Below are 18,280 nucleotides of genomic sequence, written 5' to 3'. Positions count from 1 at the left end.
GGATATCCGATCAGAACCGGGCCGTGACCTGGAGCATGTCGAAATGCTCCACGATCGGTCCCAGGGAGAGTGCGGGGAAGAACTGGAGGCCGCCGAGGATCAGGATCACCCCGATCAACAGGCCGATGAACAGCGGACCATGCGTGGGCAGGGTGCCGACCGACGGCGCCAGGCGGGGCTTGGCGACCAGGGCGCCGGCGACGGCCAGAACCGCGACGGCGGGCACGAACCGGCCCAGCAGCATGGCCAGACCCAGAGTGGTGTTCCACCACGGCGTATTGGCGCTCAATCCGCCGAAAGCCGAACCGTTGTTCCCCGTCGCCGAGGTATAGGCGTAGAGGATTTCGGACAGGCCATGCGGTCCCTTGTTCAAAAGGCTGGCCAACGCTTCGGGCAGGACCGCCGCGGCAGCCGAGAAGCCCAGCACAGACAAAGGCACGACCAGCACCACCAGCATGGCGAACTGGATCTCGCGCGCCTCGATCTTCTTGCCCAGATATTCGGGCGTGCGACCGACCATCAGGCCCGCCACGAAAACCGCCAGCATGGCCATCAGCACCATGACTGCGACGCCGGAACCGATCCCGCCGGGCAGGATCTCGCCCAGCTGCATCAGGAACATCGTCACCGCTCCGCCCAGCGGCATATAGCTGGCGTGCATGGAGTTGACCGACCCGTTCGAGGCGCCTGTCGTCTGGGCCGCCCAGGCGACGGAGGCCGGCACGCCGAAGCGGACCTCCTTGCCTTCCATGTTTCCGGCGGACGTATCGACGCCGGCCGCGACCAGAGCGGGCGCAGGTTGGCTTTCGATGACATAGAGGGCCGAACCCGCCGCACCCAGCAACAGGATCGCCGCGACCACCAGGGCGCGCACGTCCTTCTTGGCCATGACGCTGCGGCCGAAGGCGAAGAAGGCCGCCCAGCCCAGGATGTTCACGCTGATCGCCGTGATCAGATTGGTCAGCGGTGTCGGGTTCTCCAGCGGGTGCGCCGAGTTGACGCCGAACACGCCGCCGCCGTTGATGCCCAACTGCTTGATGGCCAGTTGGCTGGCGGTCGGGAACAGGCTGATCGTCTGCGATCCGCCCTCCAGCGTCGTCGCCTGGGTCGAGGCCGCCAGCGACTGCACCACGCCCAGACCGGCCAGAGCCACAGCCACGATGAAGGCGATGGGCAGCAGGACATAGAGGCTGGTGCGCGTCAGGTCGGCCCAGAAGTTGCCGACACCCTCGCCGCGACTGGCGATGAAGGCCCGCGCCAGCGCCGCCGCAATCGTCGCGCCGGTGGCGGCCGAGACGAAGTTCTGCACCGTCAGCCCGACCATCTGGCTGAAGGTCGAGACGGTGGTTTCACCGCTATAGCTCTGCCAGTTGGTGTTGGTGACGAAGCTGACGGCGGTGTTGAAGGCCAGATGCGGGCTGACGCCGTCGAACCCCTGCGGGTTCATCGGCAGGACGCCCTGCAGGCGCAACATGACGTAAAGCAGTAGGAAGCCCGCCAGGTTGAACGCCAGCAAGGCGCCGGCATAGCCCAGCCAGCCCTGACTGCGCGTCGGATCAACCCCGGCGGCGCGATAGAACAGACCCTCTACCGGCTTCAGCACAGGGTCCAGCCAAGTGCGCTCGCCGTTCCAGACACGCGACATATAGACCCCGATCGGCCAGCCGAGCATGACGGCCAGACCGAGGGTCAGGGCGATCTCCGCCCATCCTTGAATGTTCATGAGAAGACGGCTCCGTTCAGAACCGCTCGGGCCGCAGGAGGGCTGCGACCATATAGACGGCGATGACCAGGGCGCCGACGCCCCAAAGGACGTTCAGCCACACGGTCACAACCTCCTCAACACAATGGCGAGGGCGGCGAAGGCCACGAAGGCTCCAACGCCGATCGCCACAAAAATCAGATCGGCCATGCCGATACCTCCAGCTCAGTTAGGGCCGGAAGAGACGCTTTCGGGGCGTAAGCGGGCCATTCGGAAAGCCGCCCCCCGCATAAGGCGCGCATAAAGCATCAAGGTCGAAGGGGTTTCAGAACAGGCGACTTGCCCTGATCCGCTCCCTCATCGGCGGCCGCGACTAAACCCCTTGCACCACCCTCTAAAACTGTGAATATGAGGTCATCTTCAATTTTAGGGTTCAGTGATGGTTCAGGCGGTTGAACACGCTTCAGAGATGGTCTCGGAGTGGGTCGAGGTCACGCAGGCCATGATTGACGACTTCGGTCGCGCGACCCTGGACAGCGATCCCTTTCACAACGATCCCGAATGGGCCAAGGACAACACCCCTTATGGCGGCACGATCGCTTTTGGCTTTCTGACAGTGTCCCTGCTGACCCATCTGGCGGCGAAAGCGATCGAGGGTGCGGGCGGCAATTTCAAACCTGAAGGCGGCTACTTCCTGAACTATGGATTCGACCGTATGCGTCTGGTCGCGCCGGTGCCGACGGGCAGTCGCGTGCGGGGTCGCTTCGTCAAGGGACCGGAGCAAACGGATGAAGCTGGACGAGTGCGCCGCTCCATGGACGCCGTGATCGAAATCGAGGGCGGCGAGCGCCCTGCCCTGGTGGCGACCTGGCTCAGCGTCTGGGTGCCTGACAGCGTCGAAGCGAGGGCCTGATGTCCAGCGTTCAGCAGCGGTTGATGCCTTCCAGGACGATGTCGGCGGTAGGAGATTCGCCGCTGCTGACGCTGATTTCCGACTACGCCGCCTGGTATGGCGAGCAGACGCCTGATGCGCCGGCGGCGACGCTGGACGGTCAGGTTCAGACGTATGCGGAGCTAGCGCACGGCGTGGACGCCCTCGCCCGCGCCATGATCGCCGCCGGCGTCGGCAAGGGCGATCGCGTCGCCATGCTGGCCCCGCCCTCCCCTGACTTTCTGACCATCTTCCTGGCCACGGCCGCGGTTGGGGCCATCTGGGTCGGATTGAACCCTCGCTACCGCTATGAAGAACTGGCCTATGTCGTCAGCGACTGCGCGCCGCGCCTGATCATCGGGCGTCGCCGTGTGGCTGGACGAGATTACGTCGAGGATCTGGAAGCCCTGTCGGCGAACGTTTCGGCTGATCTGGTCCTGATCGGCGACGACGACTTGGACGCCCGCGCCCATCTGCCGTTAAGCGTCTATGTCGCCCAGGGCGAGGCCGTGTCCGACGAAGCCCTGGCGGAGCGCAAGCGGTCCGTCGCGACCCGCGATCCCTGCCTGATCGTCTACACCTCAGGCAGCACGGGCAAGCCGAAGGGTGCGGTCCTGCATCATGAAGGACTGATCCTTCCCGCCCTGGAGCAGGGCGAACCCTTGCGCGGCGAACCGCTGTGCATGTTGAACTACCTGCCGATCAACCACATCGGCTGCGTCGGCGACATCACCGCCATGGTTCTGGTCAACGGCGGCAAGCTGGCCTTTCTGGAACAGTTCGACGTCGAAACGGGACTGAACACGATGGCGTCGGAGGGCGTCACCCTGTGGGGCACGGTGCCGTCCGTGTTCGAGATGACGGTGGCTCATTCCGCCTTCGCCCAGACCAACCTGTCGGCGGTGCGGCGCGTCTTCTGGGGCGGGGCGGCCATGCCTGCGCCGACGATCAAGGCGCTGATTCCCGTCGCGACCTGCATGGGCACCAACTACGGCCTGACCGAATCCTGCGGCCCTATCACTGCCACTGGAGACATGACGGTTCAGGATGACGCCGACATCGCCTTCGCCACGGCCTCGGTCGGACGACCGACCCGTCATTATGAAGTCCGCCTGCGCGCCGAAGACGGTTCGCTGGTCGAAAACGCCGGCGTCGACGGCGAGATCGAGGCCAGGGGCGCGCCCCTATTCCTCGGCTACTGGAACCGATCTGACGCCACAACCGCCGCCTTCACCAAGGACGGCTGGTTCCGCACTGGCGATGTCGGCGCCTGGCTGGATGACGGCCGCCTTCGCATCACCGGGCGGCTGAAGGAAATGTACAAATCTGGCGGCTACAACGTCTATCCGCGCGAGATCGAGATCGCGCTGGAAGGCCACCCCGCCATCACCGAAGCCGCTGTTGTGGGCGTTCCCGATCCCGTCTGGGGCGAGGTGGGCGTCGCCTTCGTCATCGCCCGCGCCGGCGTCGACGCCGCTCAGCTTCAGGCTCATTGCCGCGAGCGGTTGGCCAACTACAAGATTCCCAAGCGTTTCGTGATCGAGCTGGACCTTCCGCGTCTGCCGGTCGGCAAGGTGGACAAGATGGCGCTGCGCCGTCTGGCCGTGGAGGACTAATGGACGCCGCCGTCAAGACGCCGAACACCGTGGACCCGGCGACGCCTTTGCGCCCTCGCCTGCTGGCCGGATACGGCCTGGCCAATATCGGCCTGGCCTGTTTCCTGATCACGCCGCAACTGCTGCTGCTCTACTTCCTGACCGACACCCTTGCGGTGCCGGCGGCGACGGCGGGCGTGGTCCTTCTGTTGCCGAAGATCTGGGAAGTGGTGTTCGACCCTGTCGTCGGCCTTTGGTCGGATCGGCTGCGCGGGCGGATGGGGCGACGCTGGCCCTTGATGGCGGCAGGCGCGGCCCTGTTTCCATTAGGGTTCGCGGCCATGTTCGCCCCGCCGACGCACCTGACGGGCTTCTGCGCCGTGATCTGGGTCATGGCGGCCTATATGGCGGCGACGACGGCCTACGCCCTGTTCTCTATCCCTTACGCCGCCATGCCGGGCGAGATTTCGCGACGTCAGCAGGACCGGACCCGCGTCGTAGCCTGGCGCGTCGGCTTCCTGGCGTTCGGCCTGATGGTCGCGGGCGGGATGTCGCCCATGTTGGTCGAAATGGCGGGCGGCGGCCGTCCCGGCTATGCGGTCATGGGTCTGTTGTTGGCGCTGATGGCGGGCGGCGCCCTGCTGGGGTCTTTGCGCGCGGTTTGGAAACTGCAGGACCGCAAACGCGACTTCGGCGCGCCGCTGAAGCCGGTCAAGGCGTTGGCGGCCGGTGTGCGCGCCACCCTGGGCAACCCGGCCTACCGCTTCCTGTGGATCGGCTACGCCTTCCAGACGGTCGCCATGGGGGCCCAATCGGCGATGATGCCCTATGCCGTCACCTATCAGATCCAGGCGTCTTCGGGCGTGCTGGCGCAACTGTTCCTAGCCGGAGCCGTCGTTCAGGTCGCGGCCATGCCCTTGTGGGTCAAGATCGCCGACCGTTGGGGCGCGACGCGCGCGGCGATCGGCGCCGCCGCAGCCTATGCTCTGGCTACCTTGGGCTATGTGTGGTGCGGGCCGGGCGATGTGGCCCTCGCCACCGCCGTCGCCACCCTGGCGGGCCTGGGTCAGGCAGGATGTTATGTTCTGCCGTTCGCCCTGATGCCAAGCGTAGTCGCGGCCCGCGACCAGAAAGAGGCTGAAGCCAACCTCGGTCTGCTGACGGCCGTCTGGGTCTCGGGTGAAAAGCTGGGTTTGGCCCTGGGTGGCGCGGCCGCGGGGGTGCTGTTGGGCCTCGCGGGCTATGTCTCAGGGGGGCAGGCGCAGCCGGCTTCGGCTCTAGCCGCTATTCCCCTGCTGTTCGCGACAGGTCCGGCGCTCATGCTGGCGTGCAGCGCGCCGCTGCTGTTCAAGCTGGATCGACTGCGTCGTCGCCAGGGACGTCCGCTCTAGGCGGCGGGCCGCGATCGCGAGAGGAAGCCGGCCAGCCTCACGGCCGCTTCCGGCAGGTCGTCGCTCGTTGGGGAGTCGCCATAGGCCAGCTGGTGCCAGACCACGCTGACTGCGTCCGACAGGGTGTCGTCAGCATCAGCCCCCATGCGCGCCAAGACCTCGATGAAGGATTCATCCGGCAGAACGATCATCTTGCGGGCGATTTCATCCGCCATGGCGACCAGCATGTAGCCAGCCAGGCGCACGGCGTCTGGGTCGTCCTCGGCGCGCCGACGCTGGATGCTCTCGGCCACGACCTCGGCCCAGCGGCGGTTGATCTTCTGGCTGATCTGCAGGAATTCGGGAACATAGTCGCCGACCTGGAAGACGCACTTCATCAGGCCGGGATTAGCCCGACAGACCCGGAACCACAGACGGTTAGTCGAACGGATTCGGGCGAATGGCGTATCGCCCGACGCCGGCGTCATCGCCTTGGCGACATAGTCATCGAAGAAGCGGGCCAACGCCTCGACGGAGATCTCGGTCTTGTCCTTGAAGTAGACGTAGAAGGAGCCTTCGGCGACTTCGGCCTGGGCTGTGATGTCGCCGACGCGCATGGCGTGAAAGCCGCGCTCCTCCAGCACCTGGGCTGCGGCCAGCAAAAGCCGTGCGCGCGTGCGCTGACCCTTCTGACGCGGCGGGTTGTCCCGCAGCTCGGCGGCCAGATAGGAGGAATAGCTCTGCAGTTGCATCAACGCCTCGTCAGCGACGAGGTCGGATCACGCCCCAGCCCGCCGTTTCGATCAAGAACCGGCGGCGTCCGACCAGGCCGAACGCCGCCAAGCGTCCCTTAGTAACGCAAACGCAGATAGACGCCAGCCGAGCGAGGCTCGCCCATCGACACCCGGTCCATGCCCAGAGCCTCCAGGTTGACGATGCCGCGCTGATAGACTTCGTCTGTCAGGTTGCGCGCCCATAGGCCGACCTCGGTCTTGCCGTCCGGCAGAGCCCAGCCCAGTTCGCCATTGACCGTCCAATATCCGTCCTGACTGAGCCGCTCGACATTGCCCGAGCTGAAGTAGAACTTCGAACGATACGACCCCGACAGGGTCATCAGCAGATCGCCCTTGTCCGCCAGACTGTGCTGATAGGACACAGCCCCGTTGAATGTGAACTCCGGCGCGGTCGGCAGGCGGTTGCCCGAGAAGTCTTCCCCGACCGAGATGTAGTTCTTGTATTCGCTGTCCAGCACGGCGGCGCCCAGCGAGATGTCCAGCCCCTTCATCGGCGCAACGGTCAGTTCGATTTCGGCGCCCTTGATGACGGCGTCCGAGGCGTTGTCGAGGATCGGCACGCTGGTCGGGCCGCGCACGACGTAGCTGTAAACCTGCAGGTCCTGATAGTCGTAGTAGAAGGCCGCTGCGTTCAGGCGTGCGCGACGTCCGAACAGCTCGCTCTTGAAGCCGACCTCATAGGCGTTCAGCACCTCATCGTCATACGGACCCAGGTCCTGAACGTCGGTGATCATGCCGCCCGCGAAGCCGCCGCTCTTGTAGCCGCGGTTGTAGCTGACATAGGCGCGCGAGTTGTCGCTGATGTCATAGTTCAGCACGGCCCGGCCCGAGATGCTCTCGAACGACTTGGAGCCGTGGAAGTCGACCAAGGTCACGCCCGCCTCGGTGAAGCGGCTATTATAGTCCATGGTCTTGTCGTCGCGCGACCAGCGCAGGCCCGCGACCAGCGACAGACGCTCGGTCAGCTTGTAGTCGACCTCGCCGAAGACGGCGTAGCTCTCGGTCTTCAGGTCGTGCGGATAATAGATGGTGCCCACGCCCATGGCGACGCCGGTCATCGGGTCCGGCAGGGTGTTCAGCAGGTCGAGGCCGATCTCGAACGTGTTGTCCGACTTCAGGCTGTCGTTCATGTAGAAGACGCCTGCGACCCAGTCGAAACGGCCGCCGCTGTTGGACTGCAGACGGAATTCCTGAGTGAACTGATCCTGATCGACCCGATAGAAGCCCTTGATCAGGTTATTCGGGCCTGAATCCGTGTTCTCGTCGTCGCGGTGGCGCGCGCTGACGAAGCCGGTGACCGACACCAGCGACAGCTCGCCCAGATCGACCGTGGTGGTGACGTCGGCGTTGAACAGCTTCAGCCGATCGCGGCCTTCCATCGAATAGTCGCCGGCGTAGGGATCGCCGTCGGTATCGACATAGCCCAGGGCGTCGGTGCAGGCCGAAGTGCCGTAGAAGCTGGGCAGGCACCAGCCGTCAGGCCCTGTGGCGGCTGCAGTGTGGGGGATCAGCCCCCTCGCCTGCCCTTGCAGGGCGCCGTTGCGGCTATTGCCGCCGCCGACGTGAGCCAGCACCTCGACACGATCGTTGGGGGTGTAGAGCAACGACATCCGAGCCGCCCAGCGGTCGCTGTCGTTGACGTTGTGTCCCGTCAGACGGTTCTTCGTATAGCCGTCGTCGCGGACGTAGTTGGCCGCCGCGCGGAAGGCCAGGACGTCCTCGATCATCGGGCCGCCGACGCCGCCTTCCAGTTCTAGCCGCTCGCGCGAGCCGTAACGGGCGGTCATGTCAGCCGTATAGTAGTCCGTCGGGCGACGGCTGGTGATGTTCAGGGCGCCGCCCGTGGTGTTGCGGCCGAACAGCGTGCCCTGCGGCCCGCGCAGCACCTCGACCTGCGATAGGTCGAAGAAGGAATCCAACTGCATGATCGACGAGCCGCGGATCACGCCGTCCACATAGACAGCGGTCGGGCTGGGGTTGGTCGGGTTGAAGTCGTTCGAGCCGACGCCGCGGATATAGACCTTGGGCGCAACCGAGGAGTCTCCGCCGTGGACCTGAAGACCCGGCGCCAGACCGCTCAGCTCCAGCACGTTGTTGACATTCATCCGGTCCAGATTTTCGCCCGAATAGGCGGTGATGGAAATCGGCACATCCTGCAGGTTCTGGGCGCGGTGCCGCGCCGTCACCACGATTTCTTCGACAGTTGCGATGTCCGGAGCAGGTTCCGACTGGGCTTGGGCGTTCGCCGCCACGGCGAGCGCCACAGTGCATACGGCTCCGAATAGATTGCTCTTCTTCACGCTATCTTCCCCTTCGCCTCTATGTGTCGTTGAAATTAAATATGAGGCCATATTCATATACGACGCATTCCACGACCACTGTCAATGTGGAGCCAGGCGACATGGATCGCCGCGACATCCTCGCTTTCTTGCAGGACGGTGCCAGGCGCATGGTCGCGCCATGCTGCAAGAGCCCCTGCTGCCCTCTGAACTAGGCCGCAAGAGCGTATCCTCACCAATCGAGCGGCCAAGATTGCATGCCAACGGGATACGAACGGCGACGCTATTTCGATTCCGCAAACGATCAGGGGATCTGATTAGTCACACAAACGAGACGTGCGTCCGTCGCGACGAAGCTTGCGATCGTTATGTTCGGAGGAACGCCCCGAAGGGCGATTTCTTCTGCAAAAACCGATGGCTGGGGAACTAGGACTCGAACCTAGAATGACGGTACCAAAAACCGTAGTGTTACCATTACACCATTCCCCAGCGGTCCGGTGTTTCCCGCCGAGCGCTGTGCGTCGCGGCGAGGGCGGTCATCTACGCCAAGGCTCCGGGGGATGCAACACCTGAAAACGAAAGAATTTTCATCGACCCGAGACTTTTTTCGAGAGCCTCATTTACCCGCTTGCGAGGGCCGGTCGGCATGGCTATAAGCCCCCTCCTCGACGCAGATGGCGGCCCACGGACCGTTTGATTTGCGAAAGTCGGAGTGTGGCTCAGTCTGGTAGAGCACCGCGTTCGGGACGCGGGGGTCGTAGGTTCGAATCCTATCACTCCGACCATCTTTCTTACATCGTTAAGCGAATGACACGGCGTAGGCCGTGCCTTTTCGAGCGTCGCTGCTAGGTTTGCAGCATGACACAACGCCTTACCCCCTCTGAAGTGCTGGATTTCTGGTCTGACGCCGGGCCGGAGAAATGGTTCGCCAAGGATGTCGCCTTTGATCGCGCCTTCTCCGATCGCTGCTGCAACACGCACTACGCCGCAGCGCGCCGCGAACTGGATCATTGGGTCGAAGCGCCCGACGCCGCCCTGGCTCTGATCATCCTGCTGGATCAGCTGCCGCGAAACGCCTTTCGCGATACAGCCCATATGTTCGCGACCGATCTCTTGGCGCTGAAATTCTCAAAAGATGCGATTGATCGCGGACATGATCGCAAGGTCGCCCCGGAACTACGCTCTTTTATCCTGATGCCGCTGATGCACTCTGAATCATTGGCGGATCAGGAGCGGCTGCTGCGCCTGTTAAGCCCGGAAACAGAAGCCGAAACCTACAAGTTCGCCGTCATCCATCGGGACATCATCGCCCGCTTCGGCCGCTTTCCGCACAGGAACAATTGCCTGGGTCGGGACAGCACTTCCCAGGAGCTGGAATTCTTAAATTCCGGAGGTTTTTCGGGATAACATCTGCAGAGCGTTGGTTGATTTACGGGTATGGCGAAGCTAAGGCCCAGGCTTCTTCAACAGCCAGCCGCAGACATCATGAATCGCTACGCTCTCGCCCTGACGGCGACATCGGCCCTCATCGCAGCCTTCGCCACACCAGCGGAAGCGCAGATCTTCGGCCGTCGCGGCAATGCGGAAACGACTCAGGTCATCAATGAGACGCCGCGCTGCACTCAGAACCTGGGCACGGTGGCGATCGCCGAAACACAAGGCGTCCTGTTCGATCAAATGGGCCTGGGGGCGCCGACCGAACTGCTGCGCACGGTAATTCGTGAATCCGGCTGTTTCACCCTGATCGAGCGCGGGCCGGGCATGGACCTGGTGGAGCGTGAGCGCAGCCTCGGCGGCGGCGCCCGCGTTCGCACCGCTGACTTCGTTCTGGTCGCCGAATTGGCGAATCCGATCGAGCCGACCGACAACGACCGCGGATCTGGCCTGCTCGGTTCCCTGGCGGCGGTCGGGGGTCGAGCCCTGCTCACCGCCGGCCTCGCTGCGGCGACGGGCGGGGAAATGGGCGGCGGCCTCGGAGGTTTTGGCGGCCTGGGTGCCAGCCTCAACCCCTTGCAGATGCAGGCTCTCAACGCCGCCACGAACATGGCCGGAAATGTCCTCGGCGGTCAGGGCGGGCAAGCCGCTCAGGGACCGGCGCCTTCCCTGAACGCCAATACGGTCGAACGGATTCGCGATCTCAAGAAGGATATCGGACGCGGCAAGGAAGACGCCCAGGTCGTCTTCTCTCTGGCCAGCGTGCCTCTGGCTGAAACGGTCGGCAACACGCGCGCCGTGGCGAACAAAGGCGACCTGCGCAGCCTGCGTATCCGCGACAATCATTTCGGCGGCCGCGTCGGCGCAGGCTACGAAAGCGAAGAAGAAGGCAAGATCATCGCCCTGGCCATGGTGCGCGGGTATGCCGACCTGGTGACCAGCCTGGGCGGCACCGGCTCCCAAATTCCGGAAGTCACCCGCGCCAACCGTGAAGCCATCGCCGCTGAAACCGCCAACCGCGAAGCGGAGGCGCGTCGCGTGGCGGCTGAAGAACGCCGCGAACTGGAACGGGCCGAACGCGAACGCGAAGCTGAACGTCGCCGCATTCGCGACGAAATCCGCCGCGAGGAAGACGACCGCCGTCGCTACGCCGAGCGCCCGTCCATGTCGCCCTCGATGTCGAGCCGCAGTCTGGCGCTGCCGACGATCCTGCGCGCCGCCCCCGACGGCGAGACCATTCGGCCTCTGGCCGCGCGCGAGGTGGTGTTCCCCACCGGAAAGGAGCGCGGCGGCTGGATCGAGGTGCTGGATAGCGACGACAACATCGGCTGGGTGCAGAACGAGCGTTTGGCGCCCGCACGCTGACCACATCGCCGCCGCCCTTTAGCAAAGCGTCCGCCGGCTCGATCGGCGGACGCTTTCTCTTTTCTGTGAGCAAGCGAATCAGGCGCCTGCCGTCGGCGCCGAATCAGCGGCATCCTCTCTTCCCATGAACGCCGCCGTCGCCCTTGCTGATCTCGAAACTCGTACGGCGGCCGCGCCTGCCGATCATCCTGAGTGGCAGTATCTAAATCTGCTGCGGGACATTCTCGACAACGGCGTACGGCGAGACGACCGCACCGGCACCGGCACCCTGGGCGTCTTCGGCCGCCAGATGCGCTTCGACCTGTCCAAGGGCTTCCCCCTGCTGACGACGAAGAAGCTGCACACACGGTCGATCTTCATCGAATTGCTGTGGTTCCTGCGCGGCGAGACCAACATCGCCTGGCTGAAGGACAACGGCGTCAGCATCTGGGACGAATGGGCCGACGCCGACGGCGACCTCGGCCCTGTCTATGGCAAGCAGTGGCGCTCCTGGGCCGCACCCACCGGCGCGAGCATCGACCAGATCCAGAAGCTGGTGCACGGCCTCAAGACCAATCCCAACAGCCGCCGTCACATCGTCAGCGCCTGGAACCCGGCCGACGTTGACGACATGGCCCTGCCGCCCTGTCACTGCCTGTTCCAATTCTTCGTCGCCGACGGAAAGCTGAGCTGCCAGCTGTACCAACGCTCGGCCGACGTCTTCCTGGGGGTGCCGTTCAACATCGCCTCCTACGCCCTGCTGACGCACATGCTGGCCAAGGTCGTGGGGCTGGAGCCGGGCGACTTCGTCCACACCTTAGGCGACGCCCACCTGTATCTGAACCATCTGGAGCAGGCCGAGTTGCAACTGAGCCGTGCTCCCCTGCCCCTGCCGACCTTGAGCGTGGCGGACAAGGACGACGTGTTCGGCTTCGAGCTGTCGGACTTCGTGTTGAACGACTACCAGTCCTGGCCTCACATCAAGGCCGCCGTCGCCGTCTAAGGCGGCCTGATCCCGATGAAACTCACCGACCTCCAGGCGGATGTCCTCCGCATCTCCGACATCTATGCGCGCGAACATTCCATCGACCGCGATCGCGATTGGGCCCTGCTGAAGTTGCAGGAAGAGCTGGGCGAACTGACCGCCGAGCATCTGCGCCTGACCCAACGGGCGCGCGGCGCCGCTGATGCTCAGGCCCTGGCCGACGAAGCAGCCGACGTTCTGGGCATGCTGCTGATCTACTGCGACCGCGCTGGCATCAACCTAAACGCCGCGATGCAGCGCAAATGGCTGCGCTGGTTGAGGGCGGATACGTAAACTCACGTAACGGCGACTGGCGAATTCAGCGATTTGAGCGCACCCTCCCGCGATCCGTCATTAGGCGGTGACTGGAAACGGGAGGGTTCCATGGTCAAGAAGTTCGCCGCCGAACTGGTCGGTACGCTGGTTCTGGTGCTTTTCGGATGCGGGGCCGCCGTGCTGGGCGGGTTCGATCATGTCGGGCAGTTGGGCATCGCTCTAGCCTTCGGCTTCGCCATCGTCGCCATGGCCTATGGCATCGGGCCAGTGTCGGGCTGCCACGTCAATCCGGCTGTCAGCCTGGGCGCCTTCGTCGCCGGACGGATGAGCGCCAAGGACATGGTCGTCTACTGGATCGCCCAGTTCATCGGCGCAATCATCGGCGCAGCCATCCTGGGCATGATCGCCAAGACAGGCTTCGCCAGCCTGGGCCAAAACGGCTTCGACGCCGGATCGCCGGGCGGGTACGGCCTGCACGCCGCCCTAGTTTTCGAGATCGTCGCCACCGCCATCTTCCTGATCGCCATCCTGGGCGTGACAGGGGCCCAGGGGCACGGCGCCTTCGCCGGGGTCGCCATCGGCATCACCCTGGCCGTCATCCACATCGTCGGCATCCAGGTGACGGGCGTGTCGGTCAACCCAGCCCGCAGCTTCGGCCCGGCCCTGCTGGTCGGGGGCCAGGCGCTGAGCCAGGTCTGGGTCTTCTTCGTCGCTCCGGCGATCGGCGCGGTGATCGGCGGCCTGCTGTTCCGTGCGAAACTGCTAGAGCCGGACGCCTGATCAGATCGAGGCGGCGCTGTCCAGCGCCGTCATCGGCATGCGCGCCAGCCTGGCGCTGAGCGCATCTCTGTCTTCGGGCGCGGGCACGAGCACGACGCTGTTCTTGACCGCGCCCATCGACACCGTGGCCCGATAGGCGAAAGCCTGACCGTCGCGCGCGACGAAACTGACGATCGCGGCGTTGTTCTGAGGTCCAGCGAGACCGCCGAAGCCGGCCGATAGCTCATGCTCGCCCGGATCGACCGCCAGGGCGGTGAACTTGCCGCCCTTGATCTGGGCGAATTCACGACCATCCAGCGCCAGGTTCATGCCCGCAGCCATGGCCACAAAGCCTTCGCGATAGACGATGACCAGGGCTTTGCCGGGTGGCGGCGTCAGGCTGACCGCCGCCGCGCGATCAGCTTCGGACGCCGCGACGCCGGCGCGGTTTCCCGCCAGATTGGCCATGATGTAGGCGGTGAACGCGCCGGCGAAGAGACCGGCCATCATCGGCAGCACGCCCAGATCCGCTCCAACAGCTCCGCCCAGGAAACCGATACCGAAGGTAACGATCAAGAGGACGACGAATCCGACGATCAACGGCTTGGCGTACTTGTTCACACGAGGCTCCGGGGGCATTTGACAGAAAAGTTCCAACCTCAACGGAAGACCAGCTTGGCTGTTCCCTCAATCGCCCTTGTCGTCGCCCGCGCCAGGAACGGCGTCATCGGTCGCGACGGAGATCTGCCCTGGCGGCTGCGCTCGGATCTGCAGCGTTTCAAGGCCGTGACCGTGGGCAAACCCTGCATCATGGGCCGCAAGACGTGGGAGAGCCTGCCGTTGAAGCCCCTGCCCGGCCGCCTGAACATCGTGCTGACCAAGGACGAATCCTACGCCGAGGCGGGTCTGGCCAAGGGCGCCGTGGTCTGCGCCACCCTGGACGAGGCCCTGTCCATCGCGCGTGAACAGGCGGCGGAGGACGGCGTGGACGAGGTCTGCGTCATCGGCGGCACGGCGATCTTCGCCGCCGCCCTGCATCGCGCCAAGCGTCTTTACATCACCGAGGTCGAGGCCGAACCTGAAGGCGACGCCGTCTTCCCGCCCTTCGACGAAACCGCCTTCGTCCGCACCGCGTTCGAACCGCACGAAGCGGGCGAGAAGGACGACCACGCCTTCGCCTTCACCGTTCTGGACCGTCGCTGAATCAAGGAGAGCCGAATGATCGTCGCCACCACCAATGAACTGGCCGGTCATCGCGTCGTGCGTCAACTGGGCGTGGTGCGTGGCATCACCGTGCGCTCGCGCAACGTCATCTCCGACGCCATCGGCGGGGTGCAGTCGATGATCGGCGGCAAGGTCGGCGCCTACGTCAAACTGGCCGAGGCGGCGCGGCAGGAAGCCTATGACGACCTGATCGCCCACGCGCGCGAGATCGGGGCCAACGCCATCCTTGCCATGCGCTACGACGCCAATGAGATCATGCCCGGCGTGACCGAGGTGCTGGCCTACGGCACCGCCGTGGTGGTCGAGCCCGTCTGAAGCTAGCGGGCGATCGTCACGCTGACCGGCGCGCGGGCGGCCACGGCCTTGGCGGTCGAACCCATCAGCCAGTTGACCAAGCCCTTGCGGTCGCCCGTACCCACGACGATGTGGTCCGCGCCCAGTTGAGCGGCGGCGATCAGGGCGTCAGGGACATCATGACCCTCAATCGTCACAGCTTCGACCGATTTGCAGTGACGGCGTGCCTCGGCCATCGAGCGGGTCAGGATGGCCTCCAGCTCCTCGACCTTCCAGGCGCGAATGTCGGGGTGGCCGCTGGCCGAACTAAGCGGATTGACCGCCACCAGCGCCAGCTTGCCGCCCTTCGCCTGGGCCAGTTGCGCCGCCACACGCACGGCTGCTTCGGCGTGCGCGCTGCCGTCGATGCCGCAGACGACCACGGACGTTTGCTGTTCCGTCATCACCCCCCTCCTTCAGAGGCCCAGCGTCACAGCGACCTGCGCCGCGATCTGGTGGAAACGGTCGGACGCCTGATGCTGCGGGTCCGCGGCGACCAATGGCCGCCCCGCATCGCCCGCGCGTCGCAACGCTCGGTCCAGCGGCAGATCGCCCAGATAGGGCGCGTCCAGACGCGCGGCCTCGGCTTCGGCGCCGCCGGTCCCGAACACCTCGCCGCTCATGTTCTCGATCAGACCCAGGGTCGGCACGCCGACCTTTGCGAACAGGGTGTGCGCCCGGCGCGCATCGGCCAGGGCCACTTCCTGAGGCGTCGAGACGATCACCGCCCCATCCAGCGGCGTCTTCTGGATCAGGGTCAGCTGCACGTCGCCGGTGCCGGGCGGCAGGTCGATGACCAGGACGTCCAGCGGCTGCTCTTCCGTGCCCCAGCGTGTCTGGGTCAGCATCTGGGTAATGGCCTGCGACGCCATCGGCCCGCGCCAGATCATGGCGTCCTCGGCCTTGGTCAGCAGGCCGACCGACATGGCTTTCAGGCCGTACGCCGTATGCGGGACCATGGCCCCGTCCTCATAGGCGGGCTGGCCCGACAGGCCCAGCATGGTCGGCAAGGACGGACCATAGACATCGGCGTCCAACACCCCGACCGACAGGCCGCGCGCCGCCAGGGCCGCCGCCAGATTGACCGCAACCGTCGACTTGCCGACGCCGCCCTTGCCGCTGGCCACGGCCAGGACGCGCTTCACATGGGCGGGGCGATCCGTCGGGACCGGCGCCTTGGGCCGCCCCTGATCGGTCGCGGCCTTCGACAGGCCCGCCGTGCGGCGCGGCGCTGCGGCCACAGCCTCGGCGGTCAGGACGACCGACACGCGCTCCATGCCCGGAATCGCCTTCAGCGCCGTTTCAGCCGCGTCGCGCACGGGAGCGTACAGCGCCGTTTCCTTGGCCGGAACTTCCATGACGAAGCCCGCGCGGCCGTCGGCCACGACCAGCCCCTGCACCAGTCCGGCCGTCGCCAGCCCCTGGCCCGACTTCGGGTCGATCACGGCGTCGAGGGCGGCGAGAACGGCGGCGCGGTCGGTCACGATGGAGACTCCTTGTGGCTCGACGGACTTGCCGGGCCGATGACGGGCGTTCTATCGCCCTAAGCGTCCGTTCGCGAGTTGATCCTTTGTCCCAGCCCCTCGTCACCCTGATCGCCGGTCCTACCGCCTCGGGCAAGTCGCGCCTGGCGATGGAGCGCGCGCGCGAAACGAATGCCGTCATCATCAACGCCGACAGCCAGCAACTCTACGCCGACCTGCGCGTGCTGAGCGCCCGCCCCTCGGCTGAGGATGAAGCTGCGGTCTCGCATCGCCTCTACGGCGTCGCTGACGCCGCCGACGCCTGGTCGGTCGGTCGATGGAGTCGGGCTGTCATGGACCTGCTGGCCGAACTGGCGGCTGAGGGGCGCCCCGCCCTGCTGGTCGGCGGCACCGGCCTCTATTTCAACGCCCTGACGAAGGGGCTGGCCGATATTCCGCCTGTACCGGTCGAAACTCGCGACGCCGTTCAGGCCGAGTTCGACGCTGAAGGCGAAGCCGCCTTTCGCAGCCGCCTGGCCGAAGTCGACGCCGCCGCCGAAGCCGCCGTCTTTCCCGGCGATCGGCAGCGTCTGGTCCGCGCCCTCAGCGTGCATCGCGCCAGCGGCCGCGCGCTCAGCGCCTGGAAGGCCGACACCCGACCGCTATTGCCTCCCGACAGCTATGACGCCCTGGTCGTTGAGCCGTCGCGCGATCGTCTTTACGCCTCATGTGACGCACGGGTGGATCTGATGATGGCGCACGGCGCGCTGGACGAGGTGCGCGCCCTCGTCGCCCGCGATCCGGACCCGGACCTGCCCGCGATGAAGGCGGTCGGCGTGCGCGAACTGGCGGCGCATCTGGCGGGTAACCTATCGCTGGAGGACGCAGTGATGGCCGTGAAGCAGTCCACCCGCAACTATGCCAAGCGCCAGTTGACCTGGTTCCGCAACCAACAGAAAGATTGGCAACGACGATCCCCAGGTTGACGGACCGACGTTCGACATACACTGTCTAACCTCTTGGGGAGTTTCCAATCATGATTTTGTCCGTCCTTTTTACTGCCGCGTTCCTTAACGCCCAATCAGAACCGTCACGTCCTGTCCCTTCTACGCCCGCGAATGAGCGTTCAAACCCTGAGCGTATGATTTGCAAAAGAGAGCGCGTAGTGGGGTCTAATCGTCCCCAACGCATCTGCATGACGGCCCGCGAGCGCGACGCGATACGAGACGCATCACGAAATCAGATCGATCGTGTGCAAGAGCAGCCCGTCGAATTACCTCGAATGGGCGGTTGAGGTTATCTGACCTTCCAAGATTTTTCTGGGCGTCTTGGCACGCTCAGAGCTACATTCTATATTGATCCTGCTCGGGTTCGCCCGGGCTATGGCGATAAACGCGCCTGTAATAAGCGGACCGGACCCGGGTGCGATTCCCGGCGGCTCCACCAACTTCTTCCCCCGCGTTATCGGCGGAGGCAGCATGGGGCCGACTAGCATCGACGGACGTGTAAAGAGGATTGCTTTCGCTCGTCCTGGCCCACCGTATCGGGCCTTTATCTAACTGCGAACGATAACTTCGCTGGAGAAGTCCGCCTCGCCGCGTAATGCGGTTCGGTTGATTTCGAACACTTAAGTCCTAGGGGTTCAGATCCTTAGGCGGGGCCCGGGGGGCGCCTGGCAACAGAAGCCCCCCACTTTTCAAACGTCTCGGGGGTCTGGCGACAGAATCCCGGCGCTTATCCCGACATCGAAAT

Annotated in this window: 18 protein-coding genes, 2 tRNA genes and 1 other RNA gene; 13 read left to right on the top strand and 8 right to left on the bottom strand. The window is 65.0% G+C overall.

What is annotated here, in order from left to right:
* Window positions 1-10: 10 nt before the first annotated feature.
* Both kdpA and B3D50_RS08435 read right to left on the bottom strand, forming a co-directional pair.
* Window positions 11-1,723 carry a potassium-transporting ATPase subunit KdpA gene (kdpA, locus tag B3D50_RS08440; RefSeq protein ID WP_286950739.1) on the bottom strand — a complete coding sequence of 571 codons (1,713 nt, stop codon included), beginning with the start codon at window positions 1,721-1,723 and terminating at the stop codon, window positions 11-13.
* A gap of 16 nt (window positions 1,724-1,739) precedes the next feature.
* Window positions 1,740-1,832: a potassium-transporting ATPase subunit F gene (locus tag B3D50_RS08435; RefSeq protein WP_286950738.1), complete on the bottom strand. Its 93-nt coding sequence runs from the start codon at window positions 1,830-1,832 to the stop codon at window positions 1,740-1,742.
* Window positions 1,833-2,141: 309 nt separating this feature from the next.
* Between B3D50_RS08435 and B3D50_RS08430 the strand changes: the two genes are divergently transcribed.
* Genes B3D50_RS08430 through B3D50_RS08420 form a run of 3 tightly spaced genes read left to right on the top strand, consistent with a single transcriptional unit; the run spans window position 2,142 to window position 5,619 of the window.
* Window positions 2,142-2,615 (top strand): MaoC/PaaZ C-terminal domain-containing protein, encoded by a 474-nt coding sequence (locus tag B3D50_RS08430; protein WP_286950737.1) that lies wholly within the window; start codon window positions 2,142-2,144, stop codon window positions 2,613-2,615.
* A gap of 38 nt (window positions 2,616-2,653) precedes the next feature.
* Window positions 2,654-4,249 (top strand): class I adenylate-forming enzyme family protein, encoded by a 1,596-nt coding sequence (locus B3D50_RS08425; RefSeq protein WP_286950734.1) that lies wholly within the window; start codon window positions 2,654-2,656, stop codon window positions 4,247-4,249.
* On the top strand, window positions 4,249-5,619 hold the full coding sequence (locus tag B3D50_RS08420; protein WP_286950733.1) for an MFS transporter: 1,371 nt from the start codon (window positions 4,249-4,251) through the stop codon (window positions 5,617-5,619). The genes B3D50_RS08425 and B3D50_RS08420 overlap by 1 nt, the downstream gene beginning before the upstream one ends.
* On the opposite strand, the gene B3D50_RS08415 is transcribed toward B3D50_RS08420, so the two are convergent.
* The 3 genes from B3D50_RS08415 to B3D50_RS08405 all read right to left on the bottom strand — a co-directional run bounded on the left by B3D50_RS08415 (window position 5,616) and on the right by B3D50_RS08405 (window position 9,160).
* Window positions 5,616-6,350: a TetR/AcrR family transcriptional regulator gene (locus B3D50_RS08415; protein ID WP_286950731.1), complete on the bottom strand. Its 735-nt coding sequence runs from the start codon at window positions 6,348-6,350 to the stop codon at window positions 5,616-5,618. The genes B3D50_RS08420 and B3D50_RS08415 overlap by 4 nt on opposite strands.
* Before the next feature lie 98 nt (window positions 6,351-6,448).
* Window positions 6,449-8,692, bottom strand: a complete 2,244-nt coding sequence (locus B3D50_RS08410) for a TonB-dependent receptor (RefSeq protein ID WP_286950729.1) — start codon at window positions 8,690-8,692, stop codon at window positions 6,449-6,451.
* A 394-nt stretch (window positions 8,693-9,086) separates the two neighbouring features.
* Window positions 9,087-9,160 (bottom strand) — tRNA-Gln (locus tag B3D50_RS08405).
* A 219-nt stretch (window positions 9,161-9,379) separates the two neighbouring features.
* Here B3D50_RS08405 and B3D50_RS08400 point away from each other — a divergent pair.
* The 6 genes from B3D50_RS08400 to B3D50_RS08375 all read left to right on the top strand — a co-directional run bounded on the left by B3D50_RS08400 (window position 9,380) and on the right by B3D50_RS08375 (window position 13,529).
* Window positions 9,380-9,456, top strand: a tRNA-Pro gene (locus B3D50_RS08400).
* Between the two features lie 73 nt (window positions 9,457-9,529).
* Entirely contained in the window at window positions 9,530-10,078 is a 549-nt protein-coding gene (locus tag B3D50_RS08395; RefSeq protein ID WP_286950727.1) for a DUF924 family protein, read from the top strand.
* Window positions 10,079-10,156: 78 nt separating this feature from the next.
* Window positions 10,157-11,470, top strand: a complete 1,314-nt coding sequence (locus B3D50_RS08390; RefSeq protein ID WP_286950725.1) for an SH3 domain-containing protein — start codon at window positions 10,157-10,159, stop codon at window positions 11,468-11,470.
* A gap of 124 nt (window positions 11,471-11,594) precedes the next feature.
* On the top strand, window positions 11,595-12,452 hold the full coding sequence (locus tag B3D50_RS08385; RefSeq protein ID WP_286950722.1) for a thymidylate synthase: 858 nt from the start codon (window positions 11,595-11,597) through the stop codon (window positions 12,450-12,452).
* 15 nt (window positions 12,453-12,467) lie between these two features.
* The gene (locus B3D50_RS08380; RefSeq protein WP_286950720.1) at window positions 12,468-12,767 is read left to right on the top strand and encodes a phosphoribosyl-ATP pyrophosphohydrolase; all 300 of its coding nucleotides are present in this window, start codon (window positions 12,468-12,470) and stop codon (window positions 12,765-12,767) included.
* A gap of 90 nt (window positions 12,768-12,857) precedes the next feature.
* Window positions 12,858-13,529 carry an aquaporin gene (locus B3D50_RS08375; protein WP_286950718.1) on the top strand — a complete coding sequence of 224 codons (672 nt, stop codon included), beginning with the start codon at window positions 12,858-12,860 and terminating at the stop codon, window positions 13,527-13,529.
* Here the strand turns inward: B3D50_RS08375 and B3D50_RS08370 are convergent, their stop codons facing one another.
* Window positions 13,530-14,129 (bottom strand): hypothetical protein, encoded by a 600-nt coding sequence (locus B3D50_RS08370; RefSeq protein ID WP_286950716.1) that lies wholly within the window; start codon window positions 14,127-14,129, stop codon window positions 13,530-13,532.
* Between the two features lie 54 nt (window positions 14,130-14,183).
* Here B3D50_RS08370 and B3D50_RS08365 point away from each other — a divergent pair, with 54 nt between their 5' ends.
* Together B3D50_RS08365 and B3D50_RS08360 are read left to right on the top strand one after the other, a co-directional pair.
* Window positions 14,184-14,711, top strand: a complete 528-nt coding sequence (locus tag B3D50_RS08365) for a dihydrofolate reductase (RefSeq protein ID WP_286950715.1) — start codon at window positions 14,184-14,186, stop codon at window positions 14,709-14,711.
* 15 nt (window positions 14,712-14,726) lie between these two features.
* Entirely contained in the window at window positions 14,727-15,047 is a 321-nt protein-coding gene (locus B3D50_RS08360) for a YbjQ family protein (protein ID WP_286950714.1), read from the top strand.
* Window positions 15,048-15,049: 2 nt separating this feature from the next.
* Here the strand turns inward: B3D50_RS08360 and B3D50_RS08355 are convergent, their stop codons facing one another.
* Both B3D50_RS08355 and B3D50_RS08350 read right to left on the bottom strand, forming a co-directional pair.
* Entirely contained in the window at window positions 15,050-15,469 is a 420-nt protein-coding gene (locus B3D50_RS08355; protein WP_286950713.1) for a universal stress protein, read from the bottom strand.
* A gap of 12 nt (window positions 15,470-15,481) precedes the next feature.
* Window positions 15,482-16,549: an Mrp/NBP35 family ATP-binding protein gene (locus B3D50_RS08350; RefSeq protein WP_286950711.1), complete on the bottom strand. Its 1,068-nt coding sequence runs from the start codon at window positions 16,547-16,549 to the stop codon at window positions 15,482-15,484.
* Window positions 16,550-16,635: 86 nt separating this feature from the next.
* Here B3D50_RS08350 and miaA point away from each other — a divergent pair, with 86 nt between their 5' ends.
* Together miaA and ssrA are read left to right on the top strand one after the other, a co-directional pair.
* The gene (miaA, locus tag B3D50_RS08345) at window positions 16,636-17,514 is read left to right on the top strand and encodes a tRNA (adenosine(37)-N6)-dimethylallyltransferase MiaA (protein ID WP_286950709.1); all 879 of its coding nucleotides are present in this window, start codon (window positions 16,636-16,638) and stop codon (window positions 17,512-17,514) included.
* A 338-nt stretch (window positions 17,515-17,852) separates the two neighbouring features.
* Window positions 17,853-18,222, top strand: a transfer-messenger RNA (tmRNA) gene (ssrA, locus tag B3D50_RS08340).
* The last annotated feature ends 58 nt before the right edge of the window (window positions 18,223-18,280 follow it).

The organism is Brevundimonas sp. UBA7507 (genome assembly GCF_002478355.1).
In the GTDB taxonomy this organism is placed as follows: domain Bacteria; phylum Pseudomonadota; class Alphaproteobacteria; order Caulobacterales; family Caulobacteraceae; genus Brevundimonas; species Brevundimonas diminuta_D.
Note: the sequence above shows the minus strand (reverse complement) of the source record. Positions and strands in the feature narration are given on the sequence as shown.

Bases quoted from the DNA above. Each gene is read 5' to 3' on its own strand.
- B3D50_RS08395 (WP_286950727.1), top strand. From the start codon at position 9,530: ATGACACAACGCCTTACCCCCTCTGAAGTGCTGGATTTCTGGTCTGAC.
- kdpA (WP_286950739.1), bottom strand. From the start codon at position 1,723: ATGAACATTCAAGGATGGGCGGAGATCGCCCTGACCCTCGGTCTGGCC.
- B3D50_RS08375 (WP_286950718.1), top strand. From the start codon at position 12,858: ATGGTCAAGAAGTTCGCCGCCGAACTGGTCGGTACGCTGGTTCTGGTG.
- B3D50_RS08430 (WP_286950737.1), top strand. From the start codon at position 2,142: ATGGTTCAGGCGGTTGAACACGCTTCAGAGATGGTCTCGGAGTGGGTC.
- B3D50_RS08415 (WP_286950731.1), bottom strand. From the start codon at position 6,350: ATGCAACTGCAGAGCTATTCCTCCTATCTGGCCGCCGAGCTGCGGGAC.
- B3D50_RS08425 (WP_286950734.1), top strand. From the start codon at position 2,654: ATGTCGGCGGTAGGAGATTCGCCGCTGCTGACGCTGATTTCCGACTAC.
- B3D50_RS08355 (WP_286950713.1), bottom strand. From the start codon at position 15,469: ATGACGGAACAGCAAACGTCCGTGGTCGTCTGCGGCATCGACGGCAGC.
- B3D50_RS08380 (WP_286950720.1), top strand. From the start codon at position 12,468: ATGAAACTCACCGACCTCCAGGCGGATGTCCTCCGCATCTCCGACATC.
- B3D50_RS08390 (WP_286950725.1), top strand. From the start codon at position 10,157: ATGAATCGCTACGCTCTCGCCCTGACGGCGACATCGGCCCTCATCGCA.
- B3D50_RS08420 (WP_286950733.1), top strand. From the start codon at position 4,249: ATGGACGCCGCCGTCAAGACGCCGAACACCGTGGACCCGGCGACGCCT.
- B3D50_RS08360 (WP_286950714.1), top strand. From the start codon at position 14,727: ATGATCGTCGCCACCACCAATGAACTGGCCGGTCATCGCGTCGTGCGT.
- B3D50_RS08385 (WP_286950722.1), top strand. From the start codon at position 11,595: ATGAACGCCGCCGTCGCCCTTGCTGATCTCGAAACTCGTACGGCGGCC.